This window comes from Micromonospora sp. SL1-18, assembly GCF_047921505.1.
Taxonomy (GTDB): Bacteria; Actinomycetota; Actinomycetes; order Mycobacteriales; family Micromonosporaceae; genus Micromonospora.
The window spans coordinates 98,840-123,261 of the sequence record NZ_JBLROA010000006.1 but is presented as its reverse complement, the minus strand read 5'-3'; the positions used below and the strand labels follow the sequence as shown (position 1 = coordinate 123,261).

The following is a 24,422-nucleotide window of genomic DNA, read 5'->3' as shown; positions in this document are numbered from 1 at the left end:
TCTACCTCCCCGTGAGCTGGACGTCGCCGCGAGCTGGGGAAGCGAGATATTTGCCCGCTCTCGTGACGACCATGGCCATCTCGTACGCGACCAGCCCGACGTCGGCGTCCTCGGCCGCGAGGACGGCCAGGCAGGCGCCGTGGCCAGCCGCCGTAACGAACAGGAACGACGACTGCATCTCGATGACGGTCTGTCGTACGGGGCCGCCGCCAAAGTGGCGTCCGGCGCCCTTGGCGAGGCTCTGGATTCCCGATGAGATCGCGGCCAGTTGCTCGGCGTCCTCACGGCCAAGTCCGGCGGAGGACGCCATCAGCAGGCCGTCCACCGAGAGCACGACGGCATGCTGGGTCTGCTTGACACGTCCGACCAGGTCATCGAGCAGCCAGGCCAGATCGGACCGCGAAGAGTTCTGCTGCTGCACTAGCTCTTCCTCTTTCTACCGGTCGGTCCCCATCGCCGGTCAGTCATCGGCGGCAGAGGGCTCTGCGTCTTCGTCGCTGAGCAGCCGCGCGTCGTCCCGCCCACGACGCGTGCCGGTCTGGTAGCGGCTCATCAGCTTGCGAATCTGTTCCGGCGACCTACCCGCGTCGGCCTCCTCGGACGCTTCTGGCGTCGAATCGGCCTCTGCCCGCAGTTGCGGAGCCAGGCTCGCCTGCCGCACCCGCACGGGCAACCCTTGTGGGGTGCGATCCGCAATCGGCTGTGGACGCTGCCTCACCGGGGTGCCCGCGTCGGGTGGCTCCGGCATCGGCGTTGCGGCGTCATCAGCGGCCTTGCGCAGCGGCTCCCGCGACCTGATTGCCGGTAGTTCGAGCGTGGGCTGGTGGACCGGCGGCTCCGCCAGCACCACCGCCCCCCGTCGTTCTTCCGATGCGGGCAGGCCCCCGCCGGACGCGCTGGGCTGGTCGGCTGACAGGCCGCCGGCCTTGGGCGACCCCGCGGCAGGGCCTTCGTTCTTGGTCACCAACTCCGACGGAATGAGCACCACGGCGGTGGTCCCGCCGTATGGCGAGGCCTTCAGCTTCACGCCGATGTCGTGCCGCCTGGCCAGGTGACTGACGACGAACAGGCCCAGCCGGTCGGCGTTGGCCAGGTTGAACTCTGTGGGGCTGGCGATGCGTTCGTTGGCGTCGGCGAGTTCTTCCTCGCTCATGCCGAGACCACGGTCCTCGACTTCGATGACGAAGCCGCGCGCCACTTCCTGCCCCCGCACCTCGACCTCCGTGTTCGGGGGCGAGAAGGACAGGGCGTTCTCGACGAGTTCGGCGAGCAGGTGAATGACGTCACCGGCGGGGCGGCCGGTCATGCCTACTGAGGCGAACGGCAGCACCGTCACTCGCGTATAGTCCTCCACCTCCTGGATCGCCGCGCGCGCAACGTCGATCATGGGTACGTCGCGGCGCCAGGCGCGCCCGGGCGCCGCGCCGGACAGGACGATGAGGTTCTCGGCGTTGCGCCTCATGCGGGTGGCGAGGTGGTCGACGCGGAACAGATCCTCCAGCTCGTCGGCGTCATGCTCCCGGCGTTCCATCGCGTCGAGAAGGGTCACCTGGCGGTGGACGAGGCCTTGCGTACGCCGGGCGAGGCTGAGGAAGACGTCACGCACGTTTCGCCGCAGCTCCGCCTGCTCCACGGCCGTGCGGATGGCCGTCTCCTGGACGCGGTTGAGGGCTTGACCGACCTGCCCGATTTCGTCGGAGCCGAAGTCCAGCGGTGGTGCTTCGACGGCGACGTCGACGTTCTCGCCGTGGCCAAGGCGCTCGACCACGCCGGGCAGCCGCTCGTCGGCGAGTTGGTGGGCGGCATCGCGAAGCCGCTGCAGCTGGGCTACCAACGCACGGGCAGTGGTGATCGAGAGAACGATCGAGGCGGCCACGGCGATCGTTCCAAGACCTGCCGCGAGGAGCAGCCGGACGAAGACCCAGACGGCCACGCCTACGGCATCGGACACGATCCCGTTGCCGCCAGCCGCTACGACATCTTGCAGCTCGGCCTGGGCGTCGTCCACTGCGGTGCGCCATTGGGCCGCCTCGACCGGAAGACTCGACCGGGTGGGGCCGGTCCGAACAACTTTGTCTTCGATCGACCGGAGACGGCCGAAGGCGTCGCCGGCGAGCAGCTGCTCGTATCGGGTGCGGTCGTCGGGTGACAGCTCGGCCGAGGTCTCGGCACCCGCGAATCGTTGGGCACCGACAAGCTGCGCGAAATGCCCTTGCTCAACGGCGGTAAGCCGACCGCTGGCGAGGACACCGCTCATGAGCGCGTCCTCCTGCGAAATCAGCTCCCCCATACGGTTCAGCTGGATGAGCGCGGCGGCGTATCCCGCGATCTCTTTGTCATCAAGGCTCGCGGTGGCGTGGTAGATACCGAAGATGGAGTCAATCGAGTCAGCGAATGCGGCCGCCGCGCTCATCCGGTCGATATTGCGCTCATCGATGGACTTCCTCGTGACGACAAGGGCATCCAAGCTGGCGTAGGTGGCGTCGAGTCGCTTGGCCAGCGTCGCGCTGCCAGCGAGATCCGCTTGCCAGCTCTGTGCGGACTCCTTGAAGCTTGCGGCGAGCTGCTCGGTCTCGTGCCGTTGCGTGTCCAGAGCCGTCCGCGCCTGGCTGTCGCTTGAACCACCCAGGTAGGCCAGCGTGAGTCGGCGCTCGTTCTGCAGTGCCGTCAGCAGGGGTGCGCTCGGCTCGTACACCGTGCTGTTCAGCGTATTGACCCAGAGCAGATTCAGGCCGTCCCGAAGGGTCACCCACGCCGCGAACGCCCACAGGGCGGTGAGCGACGCCAACATCGCGACCACTTTGGTGCGTAGATTGGTACTGCGAGAACGCATTACACCGTCCCAGTCGGCCGTTTGAAGCATCTGATACAAAGCCCTGGTGAATTGTGCTACCTGGACGCGCCCGAGATCTTAGGTGCGCGACAACGTGGCACGCTAGCAGTGTCTAAGAAGTCCCTCAAGCGTCCCTGATCACCGGCTTGCAGCAGCCTGTCGGGGGTTGGGCGCAGTTGTGGTGGCCGCCGCTGCGGTCACGTCCGGTCGCTGTCGCGCGAGGTGCAAGGCGGCGAGCACCCCGGCGCCGACGATCGCCGCCGGGTGGTAAAGCTCCTTGCCGTACCACAGGGGGGGATCAGGTCTCTGGCCCGCCGCGCCGCACAGGTATGCGTAGCCGCGCCTCGCGGCCGCGCCAACACCAGCGGCACCCGGGCGCGCAATCAGGAGCACCTGCAGCGCGTACGCGGTCTCCTCGGCGGTGCCGCCCCAACGTCCCCACGACCCGTCGGACCGCTGGGTGGACAGGACCCAGTCGACGGCCCTCGCCACCGCCTCTACTGCCATGTGCCCGCGACCGAAGTCGTTGAGCGCCAGGGTGCAACACATGGTGGCGTAGTACGGCGAGGCGTGCCACCGGTCGTGCCACTGTCCGTCGGGCCGTTGGTGCTCTCGCAGAGTCGTCGTCAGCCGTTCGATGGCGGCCACGTAGCGTGGCGCGGGATTGGCGCTGTGCACATACTGACCGATGGCGTCCAGGACGTGCGCGTTGGTGGTGACTGAGAACCCATCCTCACCCGGCCATGTGCAGAACCCGTCCGCGGTTTCGTACGTCCACAGGCCTCTGGGGTCTACAGGCTGGCCGATCTGCCCGAGCGCAAACAGCGCCACCGACGTGGTGTCCGCGTCGGCGGGAAGCCCTGGCCCGGTGGGTGTGCCCATCGGGTCCATCGCCGCGCCCAGGCTTGCCACAGTGCTTGGGGGAACCGCGAACCGCATGCCGGCGCGTGCCAGTCCGCTCACCACCCACGCCTGTTCGAAAACGGTGATGGGAAGCGGACACGACACCGGTCCACCGCCAGCAACCTTTGCCAAGTAAGCCAGGGCCGGGTCGGTGGGGGTAAGTGAATCGGGGGTGCCGATCCAGGCAGCGGTTGCCGCCGGCGAGGCGCCGACCGTGCCGGGCCCCACCGGGTGGATACCCGCGGCGCGGCGGGCAGCAGGGCCCAGGACCTCCAGGAAATGCAGCAACTTGCCTGGCAGCTCAGCTCCAGCCGCCATCGCGTGTCGGACCTTGACGAGGCGGATCTCGTCCATGCCCGCTGGCAGGCCTAACCGCCCGCCCTGCCAGGGTTCGAGGCAGGGCGCTGCCACATGGTCGAGATGCTGATTGATCTCTGCCACCAGGGACGGCACGATAAGGTCCGCTCCCGGCGTGTCCGGCACCAGGAGATCTGCGCGTAGCCAGTTGGTGAGCGCCTGCAGGCCTCGGGCGGCCGCAGTGGCCAGTTGTGCCTCCCCGTGATCCCGCTGCGCCCCTGATCCCATCCGCCGGAGGGTCCCGAGCAGCGCCTCGGTGGCGCTCAGGGTGGGAACCAGCGCATACCCCTGCGGCGGGCCCCACCCCCCGTCCGCCCGCTGGCTCTGCAGCAGGTATGTGATGCGCTCGCCATGCCCGCCGAGCCACGGAGACAGCGTCACGAGCCGCGCGGTCTCGTACACCGACGGGGCAACATGACCCCACGGCTCCGCCACCAGGCTGGCGATCAGATCACGTACGGCGACGTCGATGGCGCCGTTCACCGTGTCGGTGATCATGGTGCTCTCGCTGCTCACAGGCTGCCCCAGAAGTCCGACACCTCGTAGAAGCCGCTCGTAAACGCGATCTGGCGTCTCATGTAGGCAGCCTGCCCCGGGCAGGTTGTTTCCAACGGCCGAATCAGCTCGTGGCAGCCCTCGATAAGTGTTGTGAGCCTGGCGGTCACCTCGGCGGAGTCGTCGACGAGCATGAGCGCATTCAGGTCCCCCCATTGGAGGTCGCGCCGATACGTGGCTAGGTCGTTGACGAGCCGCAACGCGCGCTGCACCTCGCGGCTGGCGACTCTCAGGTCTGCGCAGTGGTCGAGGCAGTCCTGATCCCCGATGACGATCCAGTGCGTCACGTTGACCAGCACGCAGGCGAGGTTGTCGGCGTTGCCGAGGTACTCATCGAGCGTCGGGGCGCAACGTCGTAGGCCTGATGTGGCCTCGTGCGTGGTTTTCCAGTTCCATTCCTGCTCGACGGCCGCGAACATTCGCCCGAGTTCTTCTCGCCACATCGGCTGCATGGCGGCAAACGCTGGCGTCGGCGCCAACTCGTCGCGGATCTCGGCCAATAGCCGGGCCAGGGGGTGCATGTCGGGGGGCGCGCTGCCGTCGGCAACCGCGAGGCAGCCAGCGATCACTGCCCGCACGTCGTCTGCAGTACGGGCCAGGTAGTCGATCTGCCAGTCCGCCGCGAACACCCATAGCAGAATCCGCGTTGTCACGCGCAGCTGCTCAGCTGTGTATTCGGGCGCAGTGGCGGCGATCGACATCGCAATGCTGCTGATCAGTGCCGAGTCGAAAGGCCGGCCGGTAAACAGGTCCTGGTGGTGGGACACGACCTCGTGTAAGTCACGTTCGAGGCGGGCGGCCAACGCGCAGATCCGTCCCTGCTCCGCCACGGTGAGCAGGTCGTCTGCGGCGAGCAGTGCATGCGGGATTGGAGTCACGAGACCGCGGAGCCTTCGCGCAGTAGCAGAGTGAGCGTGTTTGGTCGGGGCCGCAGCGATGCGCCGAGCCGCGGCGTAAGGTCGGCTGGCTGCCCGAGCCGGAAACGGAACCGGCTCAGTAGCGTGGCCATGATGATGGGAGCCTCGAGAAGGAAGAGGTGTTGGCCGATGCACTGGTGTGGGCCGCCCCCGAAGGGGAAATAGCTGTAGCGATACTGCCGCTTCGGGCGGTCAGGGGAGAACCGCTCCGGATCGAAGACGTCCGGGCGATCCCAGAACGTCGCCATCCGCTGCGTCGCGTACGGGCTGATCAGGATGGTCGCTCCGGCCTCGATCCGAACGCCGCCCAGGACCTGCTCCCCGACCGCTGTACGCGGGATGGTCCAGCCCGCAGGCCAAAGGCGCAGCATCTCGTCCAGGACCATCCGGCTGTAGCGCAACTCCGGAATGTGCGCTCGCTGCACCGGCCCACGCCCGACGACCTCGTCGATCTCGGCATACAGCCGGTCGGCCACCTCGGGGTGCGCCTCAAGGACCGGCCACAGCCAGGACAAGACGGCGATCGTGGTCTCGTTGGCGGTCGAAAACATGGCGACGACGTCGCTGCGGATCTGCTCCTCGCTGGCCTGCGATCCGTCAGCCCGCGGGCGGCACAGCGTCGCGATGATGTCGTCGCCGTCGCCCGGGTTCGCGCGCTCCTTCCGAATGATCGGCAGGACCAGTGCGTCAATGCCCTCCACGGCCTTGCGGAACGCACGGTCACCGGGCATGGGAATCCAGTAGGGCACGCCCGGGGCGAGCATTCGAGGCACCATCGTCCGCGTGATCGTGCCCAGATGCATGAAGATCTGGAGCGCATCGGGCAAAGGGATCTTCTTGCCGAAGAGCACCCGGGTGGTGGCCCGGCACACTATTCGCGACATCAGGGTAACCGCGTCGACGGCCTGGCCCGTTCGTGCCGGCTCATCCAGAGCTTCGACCGCCTCTGCGATTGCTACCGCCATCCGGTCGATCAGCATCTCGGCACGCTTGGCGGTGAACAGCGGCTGGAGGGTGTCCCGACTGGACTCCCACAACTCTCCCTCGGTGACGAGGATCGCGTCACCGACCGCTCGGCGAACGGGACGCCACAGCATGCTCTCGCCGTCGCGGATGTAGTTGGTCCTGTCACGCAGGATCTGCTGCAGGTGCTCGGGGTGGGTAACCAGGTACGGACGGAAGGTGCCGAGGTTCAGCCGCACGATCTCGCCACCGGACTCGTCCCCGAAATGAACGAGAGCCCCCAACGGGTCCCGGACCAGACGCGGTAGTGCGTTGCGTAGGGAAACCGACCTAGCCCGGCCGGGGATGACCTTCGCCTCAGACATCGAGCTCCTTCACGATCTGTTGTTCACGCCGAGCTTAGGGCAGCCGCACGGCCAGCTGGTGCCCTGAAGCAAGGGCGTGAGACGTCGAGAGATGCCCGCACGACGTTGCCGTTGGACCAGTTGCCGACATCGACGAGGGCTCGGTGGGCGTCGCGGACCACCGACGGGCACACCCGCCAGATGGCACGTTTCTGGCGCGGACTCCTGACCCCGCGCTAGACATCCGCAGCCGCCACGACACCTCTCCCATTCGGCACCCGGGTCCTTTGTTGACTCCCAGCTCAGGGTTAAGCGTCGGCAGTGCCCCCTCTGCAACCAGGGGAATGCAATGTGTGATCGGCGTCACTTTCGATGGCGGCGGCGAGCGCCAACTCGACCTGAGCGCGTGCGCCCGCCGGCGGCACCGGAGCGAACGACCGATCGGCAGCGCGCGGCCAGCATCCGGTCGAAGGCGTGCCGAACCTGCCCGATCGCCGCCCGGTAGTACGCGGCGGCGCTCCCGCCGGACTGGAAGGATGGCTAGACCAGCCGGCCGTCCTTGACGACCCTCCAGCGTCCTGGGTGCGCCCACAGGACCGCTGGGTCCTCAAGCGGGTTACCGGGCAGGATCACGAGGTCGGCCCGGGCACCAACGGCGATACGTCCCAGATCAGGCCGGCCGATGATCTCGGCGTTGACGGAGGTCGCGGAGCGCAACGTCTCGAGCGCCCCCTCGACCTCGACCTGCAGCCGCAGCCCGGTGAGTTGCTCGTCTTCCAGCACGCCCATCAGGTCGGTGCCGAATCCGATCGGAACGCCTGCCGCCCGGGCCAGCTCGATCGCCCGCCGGCCGGCCGTCAACACCTCGCGGTTCTTCGACCGCCCGATCGGCGCGAGCCCGACCTGTTCGCCGCGCCGGTCCATGGCGTCGTAGGCGGCCAGTGTGGGCACGAGGAACGCGCCACGCTCAGCCATGAGGTCGGCGGTCGGCGCGTCCAGGAGATTGCCGTGTTCGATGGTGCGCACCCCGTTGGTCACGGCGTGGGCTATCGCCTCCGGCGAGTACGCGTGGGCAGCGACGTAGCTGCCACGCCTGGTGGCCTCATCGGTCACCGCCTGGATCTCTGCCGACGAGTACTGCGGGATGCGGATCGGGTCGGTCAGCGAGACCACCCCACCAGACGCCATGATCTTGATTGCGTGCGCGCCTTTGCGGAAGCGGTCCCGGACGGCACGACGCAGCGCGTCGACCCCGTCCACAATCTCGGCCAGATGTGCTCCGCCGGCACACACGTCGAGGTCCCCCGGGCGCGGATCGCCGTGCCCGCCGGTTTGCGACAGCGCCGGCCCGGTGTACAGGTACCGCGGCGCGGTGATGAGCTTCTCGGTGACGGCCCTCGCCAGGCCGGGGTCGCCGCCCGCCACATCACGCACGGTGGTGAACCCTCGGCTGAGGGCGGATGCGAGTCGACGGGCCCCGGCCAGCGAGAGGTAGCTCAGGGGGCTGGACTCGACCGCGAGCAGATCCAGCCCGGTGCCGTAGGCGTGGAAGTGGGCGTCGATGAGGCCGGGTATGACCGTGCCACCACGCGCGTCGATCACCTCGCCGTGGGCGGGGCCGTCGAGCGACACGATGGCCCCGTCGTGGATGTGGACCACGCCGTCGGCCAGCTCGGCCGAGACGCCGTCGAAGATGGCAGCGTTGACGACGCTCAGCGTGTGAACCGCGCTCATCGGGTTCGCGACTGGGCAGTCCGGGTGGCCCGGGAGCCCGTCGCTCCCTCCTTTCGTGTGGACCTGTCACAGGTACGGCGACACGGCACCGTCCCGTGACGTGCCGGTGGCCGCGGTTCGGCCGACCGGGGCCGTACGCCGGCACCGGTCGACCGCCGGAATCAGCGGACGTGCTCCTGGGTCGCTGCCACGACTCGCGACCGCTGCTTGCTCGGGCGTTCCTCTCGGCCGGCCCAGCTACCGCGCACATGTCCGATGTGCGCCTTGATCAGCCGTTCGAGGCCACGCCCGTCGTTGGCGGCGATGAGGTCGAGCATCTGGAGGTGCTCCGCTGCCGAGGAGGCCAACTCGCCGTCGGCGGCGAGCCGCGTGAGGCCGTACAACCTCGTCCGGGACCGCAACTCGCCGACGAGCGAGACCAGGTTCGCGTTGCCCGCCAGTGCGAGCAGTTCCAGATGGAATACGCGGTCATGCTCGATGTACGCGATCAGATCCTTCTCCTGCGCCGCCTCGACGATCCGCTGCGCCATCGGCCGCAGGCGGGCCAGGTCGTCGGCGCCTGCCACGCCCGCCGCCCGGACGGTCATCGGAACCTCGAGAAGCTGCCGGATCTCGGTGATGTTGTCCAGTTCCTCGTCGGTGAGCTCGGTGGCCCGGAAACCCTTGTTGGGCACCGTCTCGACCAGGCCCTCCTTGACCAGGTCCAGCATCGCCTCCCGCACCGGCGTGGGCGATACGCCGAACTGCGCGGCAAGGGTGGGCGCGGAGTAGATCTCCCCGGGCCGCATCTCACCGGCGACGAGCGCCGCGCGCAGGGCGTGAGCGACCTGGCTACGCACGCTACGCCGCACCTCGAGCATCGGCAGATGCAACGACTGCGCCAATTACCGCACCCCCTTCGCTCGTAGGATAGTTGGACCGGATCCAACCATCCCGCGACACCCGGATCGTCTCATGCTCATGTCTATGCGGCCGCCACCGTGACCGTGTGCAGCGAAGTTTGACTTCCTCTGCCCCCTGAAGGAGGGCAGATTCTTGGCGGCGCTCATGCGGCCCGCCGGGTGGTTGACGTTTCGCAGCCCTCAGGTGCGGGGCTCCACGTCCGTACACGGCCAAGCCCGGCCGCGTGGAGAATGTTCACTGCCGCGTTCGTGTCGGCGTGGCCGGTCCAACCGCATGACGTGCACACGAAGCGGATACCGGCGCGGGACGCTGGGTCGCGGTGCCCGCAGGTCGAGCACGTCTGCGACGTGTACGCGGCCGGCACCGGCAACAGTTGCCCGCCGCGCTCGGTCAGCTTGTACTCCAGCAGTTCAACCGTGCGGGCGTGCGCCTCGTTGCGCATGACCCGGTTCAGGCCGGCTTTCTGCCGCACGTTACGGCCCGGCTGTTCGGTGGTGCCTTTCGCCGAGCGGGTCATGTTCTTGATCCGTAGGCGTTCCACCACCACGATGCCGTACTGCTGCGCGATGGCCGTGGTGGTTTTGTGCTGCCAGTCGTGGCGGCGGCGCTTGGCTCTCGCGCGCAACCCGGCGATCTGGTGGTATGTGCGGTGCAGGCGGTTCGAGGTGCGCTCGAACGGTTCACGGGCCCGCTTCTGGCGGGCCGCCTTGCGTTCCAGCCGCAGCATCCGTTCGGCTTCCTTGGGCCGCAGCCAGGCTCCGTGCGTCTGGTCGTTGCCGTCAGACAGGGCCAGGGCGACGTTGACGCCCCGGTCGATCCCGACAGCGGGTCCGTTGTGCTGTGCCGGTGTTGCGGTCTGCACTTCGGTGCGGAACACGATGTGCCAGCCCAGCACATCCTTGACGAGGCGGGCGCCGGTCGTGCGTCCGGGTTCCCGGCCGATGCCGGGGATCGGCCCGGACCAGCGGAACCGGATCACGCCGACCTTCGCAACGCGTACCTGCCCGACGCGGCGGGACAGACGGGTGACCGCGAGATCGCGGGCCTGCGGCACATCCACGCCCATGCGCGACCGTACCCGGCTCTTGAATTCCGGCGGCCGTGCGCGGCCCTCGAAGAAGTTCTTCCATGCCCGCACGTACGTCTTCAACACCTGCTGGGCGGCCTGGGCTGGAAGGTCAGCAAGCCAAGGAATATCCCGGCGGGCCTGGCGGATCGCCTCGTCAGCATCCTTAAGGCTCGGCCGTCGGCCCGTGCCACCCCACATCCACCACTCGTGCAGCAAATTCCACAAGGCGCGGGCGGCATGCCCCTGCACATCGAGGGCGGCGACCTGCCCCGGGGTGAGGATGAGACGACGCACATATCCGCGATTGATCTTCACGACGTCCCTCCCTTCCTCCACGGTCGCTCCCACTGGGTCTCGACGTACTTCTCGATGGTCGCCACGGACACGTTGCCGACCGACGACACGAAGAACGACCGGGACCACAGGGTGGGTAGCCGGCTGCGCAGCTGCGGGAATTCGTCGCGCAACACCCGCGAGGTGAAGCCCTTGAGCTGATTCGCGACATACGACGGCGACGCCGCCGGGTCCGCTCGAACGAACAGGTGAACGTGATCAGGCATGACTTCCAGCGCCACGATCGACCAACCATGCTCGGCGCACTTGCGTCCGATCAGGTCCCGCAGACGTTCGGCGACCGGGCCGACGAGCACAGGCCGACGGTACTTCGGGCACCACACGACGTGGTATCCGAGGCTGTACGTCGCCCCGCGATTCGTCTGATACCCAGCCACGTCCCTAGTATACAGACGACGTACAACTAACAGCGCGGCGCCAGGGCAGCGATTCATCTGCCGCCTGAAGACGACAGCCCTCTCGCCTCAGATCGGTAGAACTCCTGCGCCGCCTTGCCCTGCTCCCGCTACCGAGTTGGTCAGAGCAGGAATCCGGCGGAAAACGGGTCAGTAGGGTCGAGGAAGTACTGCGCGGTGCCGGTGATCCAGGCGCGACCGGTGAACATCGGCACCACCGCCGGCCGGCCGGCGACGGTGGTGGCTTCGAGCAGCCGCCCGACGAACCGGCTTCCGATGATCGACTCGTTGACGAAGTCGGTGTTCAACGGCAGCTCGCCTCGAGCGTGCAGTTGGGCCATCCGGGCTGAGGTGCCGGTACCGCACGGTGACCGGTCGAACCAGCCCGGGTGGATGGCCATCGCGTGCCGGGAGTGCCGGGCGTCCGAACCGGGCGCCGCGAGATAGACGTGATGGCAGCCGGCGATGTCGGGATTCTCCAGATGCACCGGCTTGAGCTGCTCGGTAACCGCATCCATGATGGCCAGCCCGGCGTCCAGCATCCGCTGCCGGAGCCGGCCGTCCGCCGGGGCGAACGCGATGCCGAGCTGGCCGAGCCCGAGGATGGCGTAGAAGTTGCCGCCGAACGCGACATCGAGGGTGAGCGTACCGAGCCCGGGCACCTCGACTGTCGCGTCCAACTCGTGCGCGTACGCCGGGACGTTCCGCAAGGTGACCGACTCGGCACGCCCGTCGCGTACCGCCACCTCGGCGACCACCAGGCCGGCGGGCGTGTCGAGGCGGATCTCGGTCACCGGCTCGGTGACCGGCACCATGCCGGTCTCCACCAGCACCGTGGCCACCCCGATGGTGCCGTGCCCGCACATCGGCAGGCACCCGCTCACCTCGATATACAGCACACCCCAGTCGGCGTCCGGTCGAGTAGGCGGTTGCAGAATGGCCCCACTCATTGCCGAGTGTCCACGAGGCTCAAACATCAGCAGCGTGCGGATGTGGTCGAGATGGTCGAGGAAGTGCTGGCGGCGTTCGGCCATCGAACTGCCGGGGATGACACCGACGCCACCGGTGATCACCCGGGTCGGCATGCCCTCGGTGTGCGAGTCGACCGCATGGAACACCCGGTTGGTGCGCAAATGTCTACCGCCCTCTCGCTATCGGCATCCGGCCGCGATCGCCTTTTCGGTAGCCTCCCGGACGACGCGCTGCTGCTCGGCGATGAGCGGCACCCAGGGCGGGCGGCAGGGCCCACCGTACCGGCCGACGATGTCCATCGACAGCTTGATCGCCTGCCGAATGGAAGGCGCGAAACCGGCTGGTGCAATGTACAATTGCAGCCTCCCTTCTCGATCGTGATCCCGGGAGTCCGAGGTCACGCGCACCGCGTCGACTCGCCACAAACGGCAAGCCAACGCAAGCACGACCGCCAGCGTCCATGAGCGACCCGGCCGCCAACGCTCGCGCGGACGGGCCCTCGAGTCGAGAGGAACTCGATGAACCAAAGACGAGGGCTTCTGCTCGGCATGGCCATGCTCGGCGCAACACTCGCGAGCGGCTGCTCCGACCCACCCTCCGCCCCAGTGAAGACCCAGGTCATCCGACTGACCGTGCCCGACTGGAACCTGCGCCCGCCCGGCACCAGTTGCTCCGGAGCCGGGCCTTACCGCTTCGCCCACGCCGAGGCGCCGTTCGTCATCAAGGACGGCGACGGCCGCGAGATCGCGCGGGGCACCCTCCCCACCGGAACCTCGGAGAAGGCGATGGACGTCGACTTCAGCAAGGTCAAGCGCGAGCCGACGCTGTGCGTGATGCTGCTCAAGGTCGAGGCGACGGAGCAGGTCGAGGGACACGTGCTGGTCCTGGAAGATCGCCCGGCCGTGCCGATCAAGAAGAGCGACGCCGCGGACATCGCGGGCGAGGTGGTGGTTTCATGAGATTCCGCAGCAGTCTTCCGGCATTGCTCGTCGTCGCCCTGGCGCTCGCCGGCTGCACCGGCTCGACGGGCAAGGTCGACCAGCCCCCGCCGGCGGCCCTCCCGGGTCCGGTACCCAAGGGCGTCACCTTCGTCGCCCCGCCAGCGAACGCTCCGCGGGCGCCCGGATTCACCCTGGAACTGCTCGACGGGACGGCCCTGAACATGGCCGAGCAGTGGGACCGTCGCCCGGTCGTCCTGGTCTTCCTCGAAGCCTGGTGCACGCTCTGCGCCGACCAGCAGCGGGAGATCAACCAGCTCGCCAAGGACTACCGGGACGTGGTCCTCTTCGTGGGCGTGGGCACCGACTCGACCGTCGAGCGCATGAGCCAGTACGTCCGCGACAACCGGGTCGAACACCCGGTGGGGATCGATCCGACCGGACAGATCTGGCGGAAGTATCGGGTGGAGGAGCCGCCGCTGGTCGCGCTGGTGAGCAAGGGGGGCAAACTGCTCCGTGGCTGGCCCGGCGGCACCGACACGCTGCGCACGCAGCTCGACGACCTCGTCGCCAATTGACTTCCTCTGCCCCCTGAAGGAGGGCAAATTCATGGCGGCGCTCATGCGGCCCGCCGGGTGGTTGACGCTTCACAGCCCTCAGGTGCGGGGCTCCACGTCCGTACACGGCCAAGCCCGGCCGCGTTGAGAATGTTCACTGCCGCGTTCGTGTCGGCGTGGCCGACCCAACCGCATGAGGTACACGCGAAGCGGATGCCGGCACGAGACGTCGGGTCTCGGTGCCCGCAGGTTGAGCACGTTTGCGACGTGTACTCGGCCGGGACTGGCAGCAGTTGTCCGCCGCGCTCAGCCAGCTTGTACTCCAGCAGGGCGACTGTGCGGGCGTGCGCCTCGTTGCGCATCACCCGGTTCAGTCCGGCTTTCTGCCGCACCCTATTTCCCGGCCGCTCAACGGTGCCCTTCGCCGATCGGGTCATATTCTTGATCCGTAGGCGTTCCACCACCACGATGCCGTACTGCTGCGCGATGGCCGTGGTGGTTTTGTGCTGCCAGTCGTGGCGGCGGCGCTTGGCTCTCGCGCGCAACCCGGCGATCTGGTCGTATGTGCGGTGCAGGCGGTTCGAGGTGCGCTCGAACGGTTCACGGGCCCGCTTCTGGCGGGCCGCCTTGCGTTCCAGCCGCAGTAGCCGTTCGGCTTCCAGCCCTCTCACCTCAGATCGTAGTCGTCCATCCGCGGGCGCGGTAACACAACCGGCGGCAGCCCGATCGGGCTGCCGCCGGACGCGTCTGGCGAGTTACCTCCGGGTCACTGCCCCTGGCCCTCACCGGCGCCGGGAGTGGTGTCCTTGACGTGCACCTGGCAGGTCACGCTCGTCGACTTGCTCGGGTCGCTCTCCGAGGTCGCGGTCAGGGTGACCGTGGCCCGGTCGGCCGAACCGGGGGTCCGGGTGGCGTAGACCGGCACCTCGACCGTGCCGCCGGCCTTCGCCGCCACGACCTCGTACGGCATCCACGTCGTCCAGCCGTTGCCCGCGGAGTTCGCCGAGAGACGGTAGACGTCGGAGTCGACGTACGCCGACAGGTCGCGTGGATGTCCGGCGGTGACGCCCGCCGCTCCGGTGTTGCTCAGCGGGAACGTGCACTGCGCGGTCCGCGACGGCTGGATGCCCTGCTTCACCGGCTGCCCCAGCGCCACGCCGCGCGCGTTCGGCCCGGATCCGTCCAGTGACCGGATAGCCACCGTGTACGTGAGGATGCCGTCGGCGTCCCGGCGGAGGTCCAACACGTAGACGTGCAGTCGGTTTGCCTCGTCGACGTACTCGTACTTCGAACCGGAGTCGGTCCCGGCGTGGAAGAGGGCGTCGTTGAGCTGGCGGTGGTCGGCAATGGTGGCCATCACCGGGGTGCCGTCCGGCGCGTAGTAGTCCACCATCTCGATGTCCTGCGGGTTGGCGTCGATCACCCAGTCGAAGCAGTTGTAGCCGCAGGTGTTGCTCTCCCGGCTCTTGTTCTTCGCGATCAGGACGCCGTTGTCCGGGGTGAACGAGTCGAAGCCCATCCGGTCCACGACCTCGACGGTGTAGTCGTCCCAGCCGGTGTTGCCGTGGCAGAACGGATCCGTGTTGATGTTGCAGTCGGGCGTGCGGTCGGGGCGACCCGCGCCGTCCAGGGCGACTTTGACGCCGGAGACGCCCTTCGATCCGGGATCGACGGCCCGCGCGGTGACCTCGGCAACGACGACACCCGAGTTGGCCAGGGCCTCACGGCTGATCTGGAGGACGTTGCTGTCCGGAACGATGCCCATGTTGATCTTGTTGCGAAGCATCAGGCCGGCCGGGCTCCAGCCACCCTGGTTCGGCGGCACCACCCAGCGCATGTGGTGGCCGCCGGGCCCGTTGAACGATCCCCGGTCCATCATGTCCCACGGTGCTGAGCCGACCCGGTGGAGCGGCTGCGGCGGATTCTGCCGGTGGGCGAACGGATTGTTGTTGTTGTCGCCGATCCGGAAGAAGAAATGGCCCATCTCATGGGTGATCGTGCCGGAGCTCTCCCCCTGCCGAATCGAGGACAGGCCCCAGTGCTGGGCGGCCGCCTTCCACGACGTCCATTCGACGTAGCGGGTCGGCGCCCAGTTCAGCAGGCTGCCGTCCTTGTTGAACTCGGCCGGCGGGCCCCACTCGTCGGGGATGTCCTCCTTGTTGAGGAACATCATCTCGCCGAATTCCTGCCAGATGCTCGTCTCGTCGTATCCGGCATAGACCCGCAGGATCACGTCGTACCCGCAGTTGCCGGTGCAGTGCTGATCGGCGCGCCAGGCGTTGGCCGCGTCGTTGTCGAGGTTTCCGTTACAGGTGAACCCCTTGGGGCAGGCCGACTGCTGGTTCCACTCGTTCAGGCCGTACTCGAACAGGTGCCGCGGCATCCGGTACGGCCCGAACGCGTCGAGCGTGGCGACCCCGAACTGGCCACGGCTCTGTTCCATCCAGTACTCGTGGATGGTGCGCCCATGGTTGAGCTCGTTGGGAGTCATGTAGTAGTTCCGATAGAACTCCGGGACGGCATCGCGACTGATCGGGTCGATCTGCGGGTTACCGAACTGGTCGCTCTTCTTGGGCTGAGTGATCACGAACGGCTGGTCGGCGAAGTCGACCGCGACCAGGGCGATACGCAGACCCCGCACGGACGGCTTGACGTTCGGGTCGTTCCACTGGGTGTGTGGAATGTCCTTCCAGTCCGCCCAGGTCATGTCGTACTGGTTCTTCCAGTTCTGCGGATCGACCGGCTGGAGCTTGCCCGAGCCGTCGACCGGGGGTGCGGCGTAGCCTGGTTGGATCGGCGTGGTGGCGAGCAGGACGACGGCACCCGCCGCGGCAACAAGGTGCCGCCACTTCCGTCGCCAGGGCGTTCGTCGTGGGATGAGCATGTCTGTCACAATGTCCCCTTTCCGTGTAACGCTTGTGCGTGACGGAGGACCCAGGTGTGCTATTGCACTATCACACCGGAGGGGGCCGGGGCGGTCAAGAACTTGGCTGCGCCTGCCTGGGTGCCAGCGGACGGCCAGCGTCCACAGTGGCGGCCGAGGGCAGGCAACCGGGCCCACCTCGGCGACCTGACCGAGGTGGGCCCGGCGGGAGCCGTCTAGCGGCGCACCGGCACCGATGGGTTGTCGAAGGTCAACGTCTTGGCGATCTCGACGTTGCCGTTGTGGTCGGTTGCCCGGTACTCGATCGTGCGCTGGCCCGGTCCCTTCACCCGGAACGGCGCCTGGTAGTCCTGCCACGGTCCACCATCGAGGCGATACTCGATACCGGAAACACCGGCGCCCCAACCGTCGTCGGCGCTCAGCGTGACCAGCGGGTTGGCCACCCACTGCACGTTGGGGTCGTCATGGTGGCTCAGGGCGATGGTCGTCACCGGCGCGTCGACCTCGATCGCCTTGAAGGCGGCCTCGAGGTTCGGCAGCGGTCCGATGTGCTCGCCCGCCGTCGCCGCGCCCTGCGGCGTACCGGTGGCCTGAAGCACCTCGACGATCTTCTGGCTGCTCCAGGGTTCCTGGCCGGTGGCCTTGAGATACGACTGGATGGCCACGACGGCGTTCGTCACGATCGGCCCGGCGCCCGACGTGCCACCGAACGACTGCGTGTAACGGATGTTGAGGTTCGCGGGGTTCGTTCCACCCTGCAGGTTTCCGTTGCTCCCCGTGGTGGTGATGTTCTGCCCCCAGCCCTGCAGGTCGAACCGGGTGCCGTAGTTGGAGAAGCTAAGCCGATCGTGACCGGTGCTGCTCCCGGCCCCGACCATGATCGAGCCGGAGTGCTGCACGGTCGGGTCGAACCAGCGGATGCCGTTGCGGGTGTACATCGGGTCGTCGGAGTTGGTGTTGCCGTTACCTCCGGTCGACACCACGGTTACGCCCAGCCCGGTTAGCAGCTTGATCGCGTCGAACACCGCCGGGATCCACTCCAGCGGCGCGTACCGGCTGCCGCCGAGCGGGCTCGAGGTCTGCTGCTCCAACAGCACGACATCCCCCGGTCGCAGGCCGCCGTTGGCCGCCAGGTAGACCAGTGCCGGCCCCGGGTTCCACGAGGTGCGACCGTTGGCCAGCCGCTCGTTCGGCGAGATGCCGTAGAACTCGGCGTCGGGGACGCCGCCGGTGACGCCGTACTCGTTGTCACCGCCAGCCATGATGCCGAACACCGCCGTGCCGTGCTCGTCGGCGAAGCCGGTGTAGCGCGGGAAGGCGTCGCTGCCCAGATCGCTCGACCAGTCCAACTGCAGATCCTCGTGGAACGGATTCCAGTCGTACTCGAGGTCCGCGACCTTGATCCCGGTGCCGCGCAGTCGGGAGTCGCGCCGGCTGAAGTCGGCGTCGATCCCGGTCGGCGCCGGGCGGAGGTATCCCTGCCGACCGGTGAAGTCCGGCGTGGTCGACGGCGGCGGCACCGGCTCCGGCACCGGATAGACGTGCGCGATCTCCGGCAGCGCCGCGAGCTCGGCCAGAACGGCCTCGGCGTCCACCCCGGAGGGCATGGTCAGGCGGTACCAGGAGGACATGTCGGGCGCGGCCTCGCCGGTACGCTCAGCCGCCTCATCGGCGAGCTCGGCCAGCTCGGCCGACGAGACACTCTGCACCATCGGCACCAGGTCCCGAACCCGGCCATGCCGGTCGAGGACGCTCTCGACCGGCCGCAGGCTCTGGCCGCGCTCGCTGCGCAGGCCGGCGTTCGCCCCGCGGATCTCGAGCGACTCGGCGAACTTTATCTCGAATGCGATCTCGGTGTCGACGTGGTCGACGCCGGTGATCTCGTGGCCGTCGGACAACCGACCGGACAACGTCAATTCAGCACTGTCCGGGCCGAGTCCGCCGTCACCGGTGAGATCCGCCTTGTCGAAGTGCAGCACGAGGTCGGCACGGCCGTCGCCGTCGATATCTCTTTTCGTGGCGATCACCGCACCGTCGGCGCTTTTCGCGGGTGACGCACCCCCAGCCCCGGGCGCACCGAGCATGACACTTCCGGGGTCCACAGCGGTGGCATCGAAGGCCGCGGTGCTCCGCAGGACCGCCGACACCAACCCGGTGCCGGCCAGATTGATATGGTCGGACAGCCCGACCGAGAGATCGACCCGCCTCTCCACCGACTCGTTCGCGTACGCGGATGACTCGACGACCAGGGCGCCGGGCACGACGAGTGCACCGAGCGCGATGGCAGCCGAGAAACGCCTGGCCATAGCGGCTTCCTCCGTTACTGGACGCGGTAGATCCGCGGCAGGGTCCGCCGACCGGTGGACTCTTCCGCGAAAGGGATCTTGTCGAGAATCCTATTTCGTTATTCACCGGGATAACTATCTACAATTGTCGTGGTTTCTCGTCGGCGGATCGAACCACTGTCGCAACGAGCCGACGCTCCGGTCCTCCGCGAGCTATTCGTGTCCGGGGGCGACAATGACAAAAGAGTGGTGGGCCGGCGATTGCCGGCCCACCACATGTTCCTATTTTGGCGACGGGGTGCTACAGAGCGGCGCAGTCACCGTCCTTGGCACCGTTCACCTTGTTCGGCGCGCCGAAGTCCTTGGCCGCCGCGCTGTTGCCGGTGCAGCTCAGCGATCCGTTGATCTGGCTACCGACCAGGACGGGTCCGTAGGCGCCGGCCAGCCGGCTGAACCGCTCGTTGGCGGTCACCTGGACGTTGTCCGACAGGGTGAGCGAGCCGTCGAAGGTGCTGCCGGCGATCGTCACGTCCCGGGTGGTGCCGGTGATCCGGGAGCTGCCGTTCACCGTGCTGCCGAACAGCTGCACTGCCCGGGCCCCGGTCGCCGCCAACCCGCCGTCGATCGTGCTGTCGCTGACCACCAGCGAAGCGCCCGAACGCACCGACACCCCGCCGGTCACCTGGGCGCCCTTGAGGCAGGTCACACCCTCGCTGGCCACGACCCGCGGCTGTTGGCCGCTCAGCGTCCGCGTGCAGTTGGGCGACGAGCCCGGCAGCACGGTGGCCCGGTAGGCGCTCGGCCCACCGATGTTGCCGGCCGCGTCGATGGCCCGGTGCTCGACCAGGTGCGTGCCGAAGCCCGGCACGAACCCACCGCCCGGGTGGTCGTCGGGCAGGGTCTGCTCGAACGCCGCCTTCGACAGGCCACCGGTACCGAGGTTGCCGTACGTCAGGGCCTTGATGTTCGTACCCGAGTGGCGGAACTGGAACGGCGACTCCGGCATCGGCTGCTCCGGGAATCCGAAGTAGTTGAACCAGCCGTCCTTGTCCAACCGGAGCTGGCCAACGACGTAACGGTCCTCGTCGTATCCGGTGTGGTCGTCCTGCGGGTCCAGCCACATGTCCCAGCCGTCGAAGTACACCGGATGCTCCACGCTGTCCGCGAGCCGGGTCAGCGGCTTCGACAGCGTACGCGGCGCGGTCGGCATCGCGTTGTCGGCGGTCCATTCGATCCGGTCGGAGACGCCACCCGGATCGGTCGGGTCGGTCACCACCGCCGCCAGCTTGTGGGTGCCCGACGCCAGTTTCAGCGCGCCGAGGTCGAGGTTGCGGCTGTTGTGCGGGTTCGGCAGCGTCTTGCCGTCGAGCGACCAGGCCACGTCGAGGATCCGGTCGTTCGGGTGGTTGGTCCGCACGTAGACCACCTCGTCGCCGGCGACCGGCTGGGTGTTCGGCGTGGAGCCGGTGATGGTCGCGGCCGGCGACGACGGTGCGGCCTTCGTGTCACCCACAGTCCACTGCCGGGTCTGCACGAACCGTGGCCCGTTGTAGCCCGAGTCGGTGGCCGCGTTTCCGGTTGACGGGTTGCGGACCCAGTCGGTGCCGTCCGGCCCCACCGGGTCGCGCACCTCGACGTGCACCACGGTCCCGGCGGGCAGGTCCAGCTCGCCGAGGTCGAGGTTGCGGCTGTTGTGCGTGTCGAGCACGGTGCCGTTCGGGCCACCGATGCGCCAGGTGACCTGCAGCTCGTGGTAGCGCGGCTGGCCGGGCTCGACCCACAGCACGCTGTCGGACGGCACCGTGCCCAGCGGGGTGTGCCGGACGTTCATCTGCCCGGAGTTACGCATGCCGGTCACCCGGGCGACCATGTGCTCGAGGCCGACCTGGTCGAAGTCGAACCCGATCCAGCGCATCATCGAGTGCTCGCTCGGCCGGCGCTGGCCGCACGGGTACGTGCCGCCGCCCTCGTGCACCCCGATCGTGCCGCCGGACCGGCTCTCCTCGCCGACCCAGCGCCACCACTTCTTCTGGTCCTCGACCATCTTCTGCGGATCGGTGTAGGTGGTGTGGTGGAAGCTGCTGGGCTCACCGCCGGTGTAGCAGGGCCGGACCACGTCACGGGAGGAGTAGGGGTATTCGTCGGCCAACGTGCCGAGCGAGTGTCCGATCTCGTGCAGCGAGATCAGCGGGCCCTGTGGGGAGCCGCCCGAGGTCGTCGCGTTGCTACCGCCGATCCCGCCGTAGGTGAACGTGTTGAAGATTGCGAGGCTCTGCACGTTCTGTGCGGTACGGGGGATGCCCAGCACCGGCGCCACGTAGGTGTCGATGATCCTGTTGTGCGCCTGGCTGCCGGTCTCGCAGGGGTTGACCCCGGCCGGGTAGTAGGCGGCGTAGCTCGCGCAGTTCTCCGGGGCGCCGCCGTAGACGGTGCCGCGCGACAGCGGGTCGCTACAGCCGTTCTGGTAGATCATGCGCAGGGCGGTGTTCTTCGTGTTGATCGGGCCCTCACGCTGACCGGTGTCCCGGATCGTGCCGTCCGGGTTGCGTACCCGGCCGTCCGGGTCGCACCGGACGCCGTAGTCGATCGAGGCGATCTCCACCGCGTACACGTTGATGTAGTCGCGGTAGGTCCGGAACGGTTCCGTGGCCCACATGACGGCCAGGTTGCGGTCCACGTCCTTGAGGAAGATCCCCTGCTGGTCCGACTGGTAGCCGTCACCGAGAATGATCAGATTCAGCCGCTCGGCCGCCGGGCCGGTGACCTGAATCGGATGCACCTTCGGGCTGGGCAACGGCATCGGCGGGCCGTCCGCCGGGGCGCCGCTCGCCGGGCCGGTGCCGCTGAGCAAACCGGCCGCCAAGGCAAGCGTCGCGAGGATCGCGACCTTGAGTCTCACTGGCTGTCCACCTCACCTTCATCCGTCGGCAGTTCCCTCCGGTCACCGGAAGCCAGTTCCGGCACCGAGCGGGAATCACCTGATACCTGACCGAACTCTGTGGGTGCCGGCCGTCCACCGTCGCGACGAACGGCGCCCACGGAGCCTCCCGTGCTAATTCGTCACTTGCCGACGCGCGACCTGGCAGCCGCCGACACAATGGGCCCACGCTGTTCCGCCGTGAGCACTCCAGCCGTGACCATCTGGTCCACCACCTTGTTGACGTGCGTCACGAACTCGCCGTGGTCCGACCAGCGCTCCCCGTCGAGGAGGTGGTCGTTGACCGTGCAGTTGCCGGCCAGCGGCTGGTTGGGTACACCGCTGTCGATGCCGCCGATCACCACCGTCGCCCGGGTGTCGGTGGTCGCGCAGACCGGCATCGCCAGCGGGCCGCCGACCACGGGCAGCCGCAGGGACGTCGCGGCCAGGTCCACGTTGAGCACCGTGCCTGGGGCAGGCTGCAGGGTGAACTCGTGGTCGGTGGAGAAGACCATCAGGCCGATCCGGTAACCCGCCGGGATGACCTGGTCGTCCGGCTGCAGCGGCACGGTCACGTCGACGAACTCCCCGGGCACCAGCGGCTCGCTCCGGGTGAGCGAGTGGCGGTTCTGCGGGTCCGCCCAGCCACGGGTGATGATGCTCGTCGTGCTGCTCTGGGTGCTCGACGTGCAGCCCGACGCGCCGGTCGAGGGCAGCCGCACCAGGGCCACCGACAGGTTCGCCGCCGGCTTGCTCGCGCTCATCCGCAGCGTCACGGTGGCCGTACCGGAGATGTGCACCGGCGCGGTGAGTTCCGGCGTCGCGTAGAGCAGCCGCTGGTCGGACACGGTGGTGGCCAGGGTGCCGGCGTTGCAGGCGGTGTTGCCGGCGTCGACCAGGGACTCGACGCCCGTGCCCGGTCGCGCCAACGAGGTCAGTTCGCCGGTGGTGTTGCCGCCGGGCTTCAGCATCATGGTGACCGGCGACGCGGCCGGGTTGGGGTAGTCCGCGTACGGGGTGAGCTGGCTGGGGCCGGTCTCGTTACGCACGATCCAGGCCCGCGGGTCGTTCTCGACGCCGTTCTGTACGCCGTACAGGTAGCGGGTGAACCACCGGTTGCGCATGTCCAGCGGCGGGGCGCCCCCGTGCCCGCCCTGGTGGTAGTACGCCTGCACCGGCGTACCCTGCGCCTTAAGCGCCTCGAGGATCCGTACGCTGTGCTCCGGCACCACGTTCCAGTCGTTGAACGCGTGCGCCATCAGGGTGGCGGCCTTGACGCCCCCGACGGCGTGGAGGTAGTCCCGGCTGGCCCAGAAATCGTTGTAGTCGCCGGTCGCCCGGTCCTGGTACCGGTTCATCTCGCCGACCCGGACCTTCTCGATGCAGTACGCCCGGCGGTCCGGATAGCCGCTGCTGATGTAGTCGAACAGGTAGTCGATGTCCTCGCCCAGCCAGCCGCCTGGATTCCGGACCAGGCCGTTGGAGCGGTAGTAGTGGTAGTACGAGGTGTTCGGTGCGATCGGGATGATCGCCTCGAGCCCGTCGACACCGGTGGTCGCGGCGGCGAGCGGCAGGGTGCCGTTGTACGACGTACCGGTCATGCCGACCTTGCCGGTCGCCCAGCTCGTCGCCGAGACCTCCTGATCCCCGTCGACGCTGGTGTAGCCCTTTGATCGGCCGTTCAGCCAGTCGATTACCGCCTTCGGCGCCAGCGACTCGTTGGAACCCCCGACCGTCGGGCAGCCCTGCGACAGCCCGGAACCTGGAGAATCCGAGTGGACCACGGCGAAGCCGCGCGGCACCCAGGTGCTGACCTCGCTCGTGGACACCGAGGTCCGGTCCGGCCGGTGGACGATCGCCGGCGGTGAGATCCGATCCGGCGGCTGCTCGCCGAGCTCCTGCCGCACGTTCCAGAAGTACTGGGACTGGGTGGACGCCGTACCGGCGTAGTAGGGGCTCGTCTCGTAGACGACCGGCACCTTCAACCCCTGTGCGGTCTGCCCCGGCCGGGTGACATCCACGTGCATGCGATCGAGCTTGCCGTCGCCGTCGGAGTCGAACTCGGTCTCCACCCACAACTGCTGCCGAATCCAGCCGCTCGAGTTCGCGAACTCAGGGACGACTTGAGCCTGCCCGTCCACAAAGACCGGCCCGACCCCGTCCGGGCTGGCGAGGGCCGGTTGCGCGAATCCCATAGATATTCCCAGCGCCGCGGCAGCGGCGACAGCCACCAGGCTGCCAGCCCGCGGACGCACCTTTCGTCGCATCATTGCGAGTCCCTTCGTGTCGTCAGTTGACGCCCTCGCTCGGCGGCGGGCTGTCGCCACAGTCGGCAGTGCGAAACCCGGCTCCTGTCGACCTGAGCAGGTGAGGCTCGCACAGTCTGATCCGGTTCGCGCCGGGGCTGGGGTAGCCAGCCACCGTCCCTTTGCTGCGCCCACCGCTCCCCCGGCATCGCCTGAAGCGGTGCCGTCATCTGCCGGCAGGCCGCCTTGATCGCCTTCATTCATCGACCTCTCTGCCGGACACCCGACCGTAGCTG

The 24,422-nt window shown here is 68.1% G+C and carries 18 protein-coding genes; 3 read left to right on the top strand and 15 right to left on the bottom strand.

Annotated elements, in window-relative coordinates:
• Nucleotide 1 precedes the first annotated feature (1 nt).
• The 10 genes from ACNAW0_RS04480 to ACNAW0_RS04435 form a co-directional block, all read right to left on the bottom strand.
• Nucleotides 2–421: a roadblock/LC7 domain-containing protein gene (locus ACNAW0_RS04480; protein WP_416286422.1), complete on the bottom strand. Its 420-nt coding sequence runs from the start codon at nucleotides 419–421 to the stop codon at nucleotides 2–4.
• Between the two features lie 39 nt (nucleotides 422–460).
• On the bottom strand, nucleotides 461–2,833 hold the full coding sequence (locus tag ACNAW0_RS04475; RefSeq protein ID WP_416286421.1) for a nitrate- and nitrite sensing domain-containing protein: 2,373 nt from the start codon (nucleotides 2,831–2,833) through the stop codon (nucleotides 461–463).
• 138 nt (nucleotides 2,834–2,971) lie between these two features.
• On the bottom strand, nucleotides 2,972–4,591 hold the full coding sequence (locus ACNAW0_RS04470) for a prenyltransferase/squalene oxidase repeat-containing protein (protein WP_416286420.1): 1,620 nt from the start codon (nucleotides 4,589–4,591) through the stop codon (nucleotides 2,972–2,974).
• Nucleotides 4,592–4,605: 14 nt separating this feature from the next.
• Entirely contained in the window at nucleotides 4,606–5,526 is a 921-nt protein-coding gene (locus tag ACNAW0_RS04465; RefSeq protein ID WP_416286419.1) for a terpene synthase family protein, read from the bottom strand.
• Nucleotides 5,523–6,893 (bottom strand): cytochrome P450, encoded by a 1,371-nt coding sequence (locus ACNAW0_RS04460; RefSeq protein WP_416286418.1) that lies wholly within the window; start codon nucleotides 6,891–6,893, stop codon nucleotides 5,523–5,525. The genes ACNAW0_RS04465 and ACNAW0_RS04460 overlap by 4 nt, the downstream gene beginning before the upstream one ends.
• Before the next feature lie 519 nt (nucleotides 6,894–7,412).
• A complete protein-coding gene (locus ACNAW0_RS04455; protein WP_416286417.1) occupies nucleotides 7,413–8,606 on the bottom strand; it encodes an amidohydrolase family protein in 1,194 nt (397 codons plus the stop codon).
• A gap of 161 nt (nucleotides 8,607–8,767) precedes the next feature.
• A complete protein-coding gene (locus ACNAW0_RS04450; protein ID WP_416286416.1) occupies nucleotides 8,768–9,445 on the bottom strand; it encodes a GntR family transcriptional regulator in 678 nt (225 codons plus the stop codon).
• A gap of 206 nt (nucleotides 9,446–9,651) precedes the next feature.
• Complete coding sequence (locus ACNAW0_RS04445) at nucleotides 9,652–10,893, bottom strand: RNA-guided endonuclease InsQ/TnpB family protein (protein ID WP_416286415.1); 1,242 nt, start codon at nucleotides 10,891–10,893, stop codon at nucleotides 9,652–9,654.
• The gene (gene tnpA, locus ACNAW0_RS04440) at nucleotides 10,890–11,309 is read right to left on the bottom strand and encodes an IS200/IS605 family transposase (RefSeq protein WP_416286414.1); all 420 of its coding nucleotides are present in this window, start codon (nucleotides 11,307–11,309) and stop codon (nucleotides 10,890–10,892) included. The genes ACNAW0_RS04445 and tnpA overlap by 4 nt, the downstream gene beginning before the upstream one ends.
• Nucleotides 11,310–11,449: 140 nt before the next feature.
• Nucleotides 11,450–12,412, bottom strand: coding sequence for a proline racemase family protein (locus ACNAW0_RS04435; RefSeq protein ID WP_416286451.1), 963 nt, complete (start codon nucleotides 12,410–12,412; stop codon nucleotides 11,450–11,452).
• On the opposite strand from ACNAW0_RS04435, the gene ACNAW0_RS04430 reads away from it, so the two are divergent.
• The 3 genes from ACNAW0_RS04430 to ACNAW0_RS04420 all read left to right on the top strand — a co-directional run bounded on the left by ACNAW0_RS04430 (nucleotide 12,320) and on the right by ACNAW0_RS04420 (nucleotide 13,815).
• Nucleotides 12,320–12,763 carry a hypothetical protein gene (locus ACNAW0_RS04430; RefSeq protein ID WP_416286454.1) on the top strand — a complete coding sequence of 148 codons (444 nt, stop codon included), beginning with the start codon at nucleotides 12,320–12,322 and terminating at the stop codon, nucleotides 12,761–12,763. The genes ACNAW0_RS04435 and ACNAW0_RS04430 overlap by 93 nt on opposite strands.
• An 84-nt stretch (nucleotides 12,764–12,847) precedes the next feature.
• The gene (locus ACNAW0_RS04425; RefSeq protein WP_416286413.1) at nucleotides 12,848–13,258 is read left to right on the top strand and encodes a hypothetical protein; all 411 of its coding nucleotides are present in this window, start codon (nucleotides 12,848–12,850) and stop codon (nucleotides 13,256–13,258) included.
• A complete protein-coding gene (locus tag ACNAW0_RS04420) occupies nucleotides 13,255–13,815 on the top strand; it encodes a TlpA family protein disulfide reductase (protein WP_416286412.1) in 561 nt (186 codons plus the stop codon). The genes ACNAW0_RS04425 and ACNAW0_RS04420 overlap by 4 nt, the downstream gene beginning before the upstream one ends.
• A gap of 41 nt (nucleotides 13,816–13,856) precedes the next feature.
• Here the strand turns inward: ACNAW0_RS04420 and ACNAW0_RS04415 are convergent, their stop codons facing one another.
• The 5 genes from ACNAW0_RS04415 to ACNAW0_RS04395 all read right to left on the bottom strand — a co-directional run bounded on the left by ACNAW0_RS04415 (nucleotide 13,857) and on the right by ACNAW0_RS04395 (nucleotide 24,147).
• Nucleotides 13,857–14,465, bottom strand: coding sequence for an RNA-guided endonuclease InsQ/TnpB family protein (locus ACNAW0_RS04415; protein WP_416286411.1), 609 nt, complete (start codon nucleotides 14,463–14,465; stop codon nucleotides 13,857–13,859).
• A gap of 95 nt (nucleotides 14,466–14,560) precedes the next feature.
• Nucleotides 14,561–16,678 (bottom strand): peptidase M6, encoded by a 2,118-nt coding sequence (locus ACNAW0_RS04410; protein ID WP_416286410.1) that lies wholly within the window; start codon nucleotides 16,676–16,678, stop codon nucleotides 14,561–14,563.
• Nucleotides 16,679–16,893: 215 nt separating this feature from the next.
• Complete coding sequence (locus ACNAW0_RS04405; RefSeq protein WP_416286409.1) at nucleotides 16,894–18,984, bottom strand: OmpL47-type beta-barrel domain-containing protein; 2,091 nt, start codon at nucleotides 18,982–18,984, stop codon at nucleotides 16,894–16,896.
• Nucleotides 18,985–19,264: 280 nt separating this feature from the next.
• The gene (locus tag ACNAW0_RS04400; protein WP_416286408.1) at nucleotides 19,265–21,862 is read right to left on the bottom strand and encodes a M64 family metallopeptidase; all 2,598 of its coding nucleotides are present in this window, start codon (nucleotides 21,860–21,862) and stop codon (nucleotides 19,265–19,267) included.
• A 161-nt stretch (nucleotides 21,863–22,023) separates the two neighbouring features.
• Nucleotides 22,024–24,147: a Xaa-Pro dipeptidyl-peptidase gene (locus ACNAW0_RS04395; RefSeq protein ID WP_416286450.1), complete on the bottom strand. Its 2,124-nt coding sequence runs from the start codon at nucleotides 24,145–24,147 to the stop codon at nucleotides 22,024–22,026.
• Between the last annotated feature and the right edge of the window lie 275 nt (nucleotides 24,148–24,422).

What these genes read in the sequence shown, in the direction of transcription:
- ACNAW0_RS04425 (WP_416286413.1), top strand. Translation starts at nt 12,848, where the DNA reads ATGGCCATGCTCGGCGCAACACTCGCGAGCGGCTGCTCCGACCCACCC.
- ACNAW0_RS04395 (WP_416286450.1), bottom strand. Translation starts at nt 24,147, where the DNA reads ATGCGACGAAAGGTGCGTCCGCGGGCTGGCAGCCTGGTGGCTGTCGCC.
- ACNAW0_RS04475 (WP_416286421.1), bottom strand. Translation starts at nt 2,833, where the DNA reads ATGCGTTCTCGCAGTACCAATCTACGCACCAAAGTGGTCGCGATGTTG.
- ACNAW0_RS04470 (WP_416286420.1), bottom strand. Translation starts at nt 4,591, where the DNA reads ATGATCACCGACACGGTGAACGGCGCCATCGACGTCGCCGTACGTGAT.
- ACNAW0_RS04460 (WP_416286418.1), bottom strand. Translation starts at nt 6,893, where the DNA reads ATGTCTGAGGCGAAGGTCATCCCCGGCCGGGCTAGGTCGGTTTCCCTA.
- ACNAW0_RS04405 (WP_416286409.1), bottom strand. Translation starts at nt 18,984, where the DNA reads ATGGCCAGGCGTTTCTCGGCTGCCATCGCGCTCGGTGCACTCGTCGTG.
- ACNAW0_RS04420 (WP_416286412.1), top strand. Translation starts at nt 13,255, where the DNA reads ATGAGATTCCGCAGCAGTCTTCCGGCATTGCTCGTCGTCGCCCTGGCG.
- ACNAW0_RS04410 (WP_416286410.1), bottom strand. Translation starts at nt 16,678, where the DNA reads ATGCTCATCCCACGACGAACGCCCTGGCGACGGAAGTGGCGGCACCTT.
- ACNAW0_RS04455 (WP_416286417.1), bottom strand. Translation starts at nt 8,606, where the DNA reads ATGAGCGCGGTTCACACGCTGAGCGTCGTCAACGCTGCCATCTTCGAC.
- ACNAW0_RS04435 (WP_416286451.1), bottom strand. Translation starts at nt 12,412, where the DNA reads ATGCCGACCCGGGTGATCACCGGTGGCGTCGGTGTCATCCCCGGCAGT.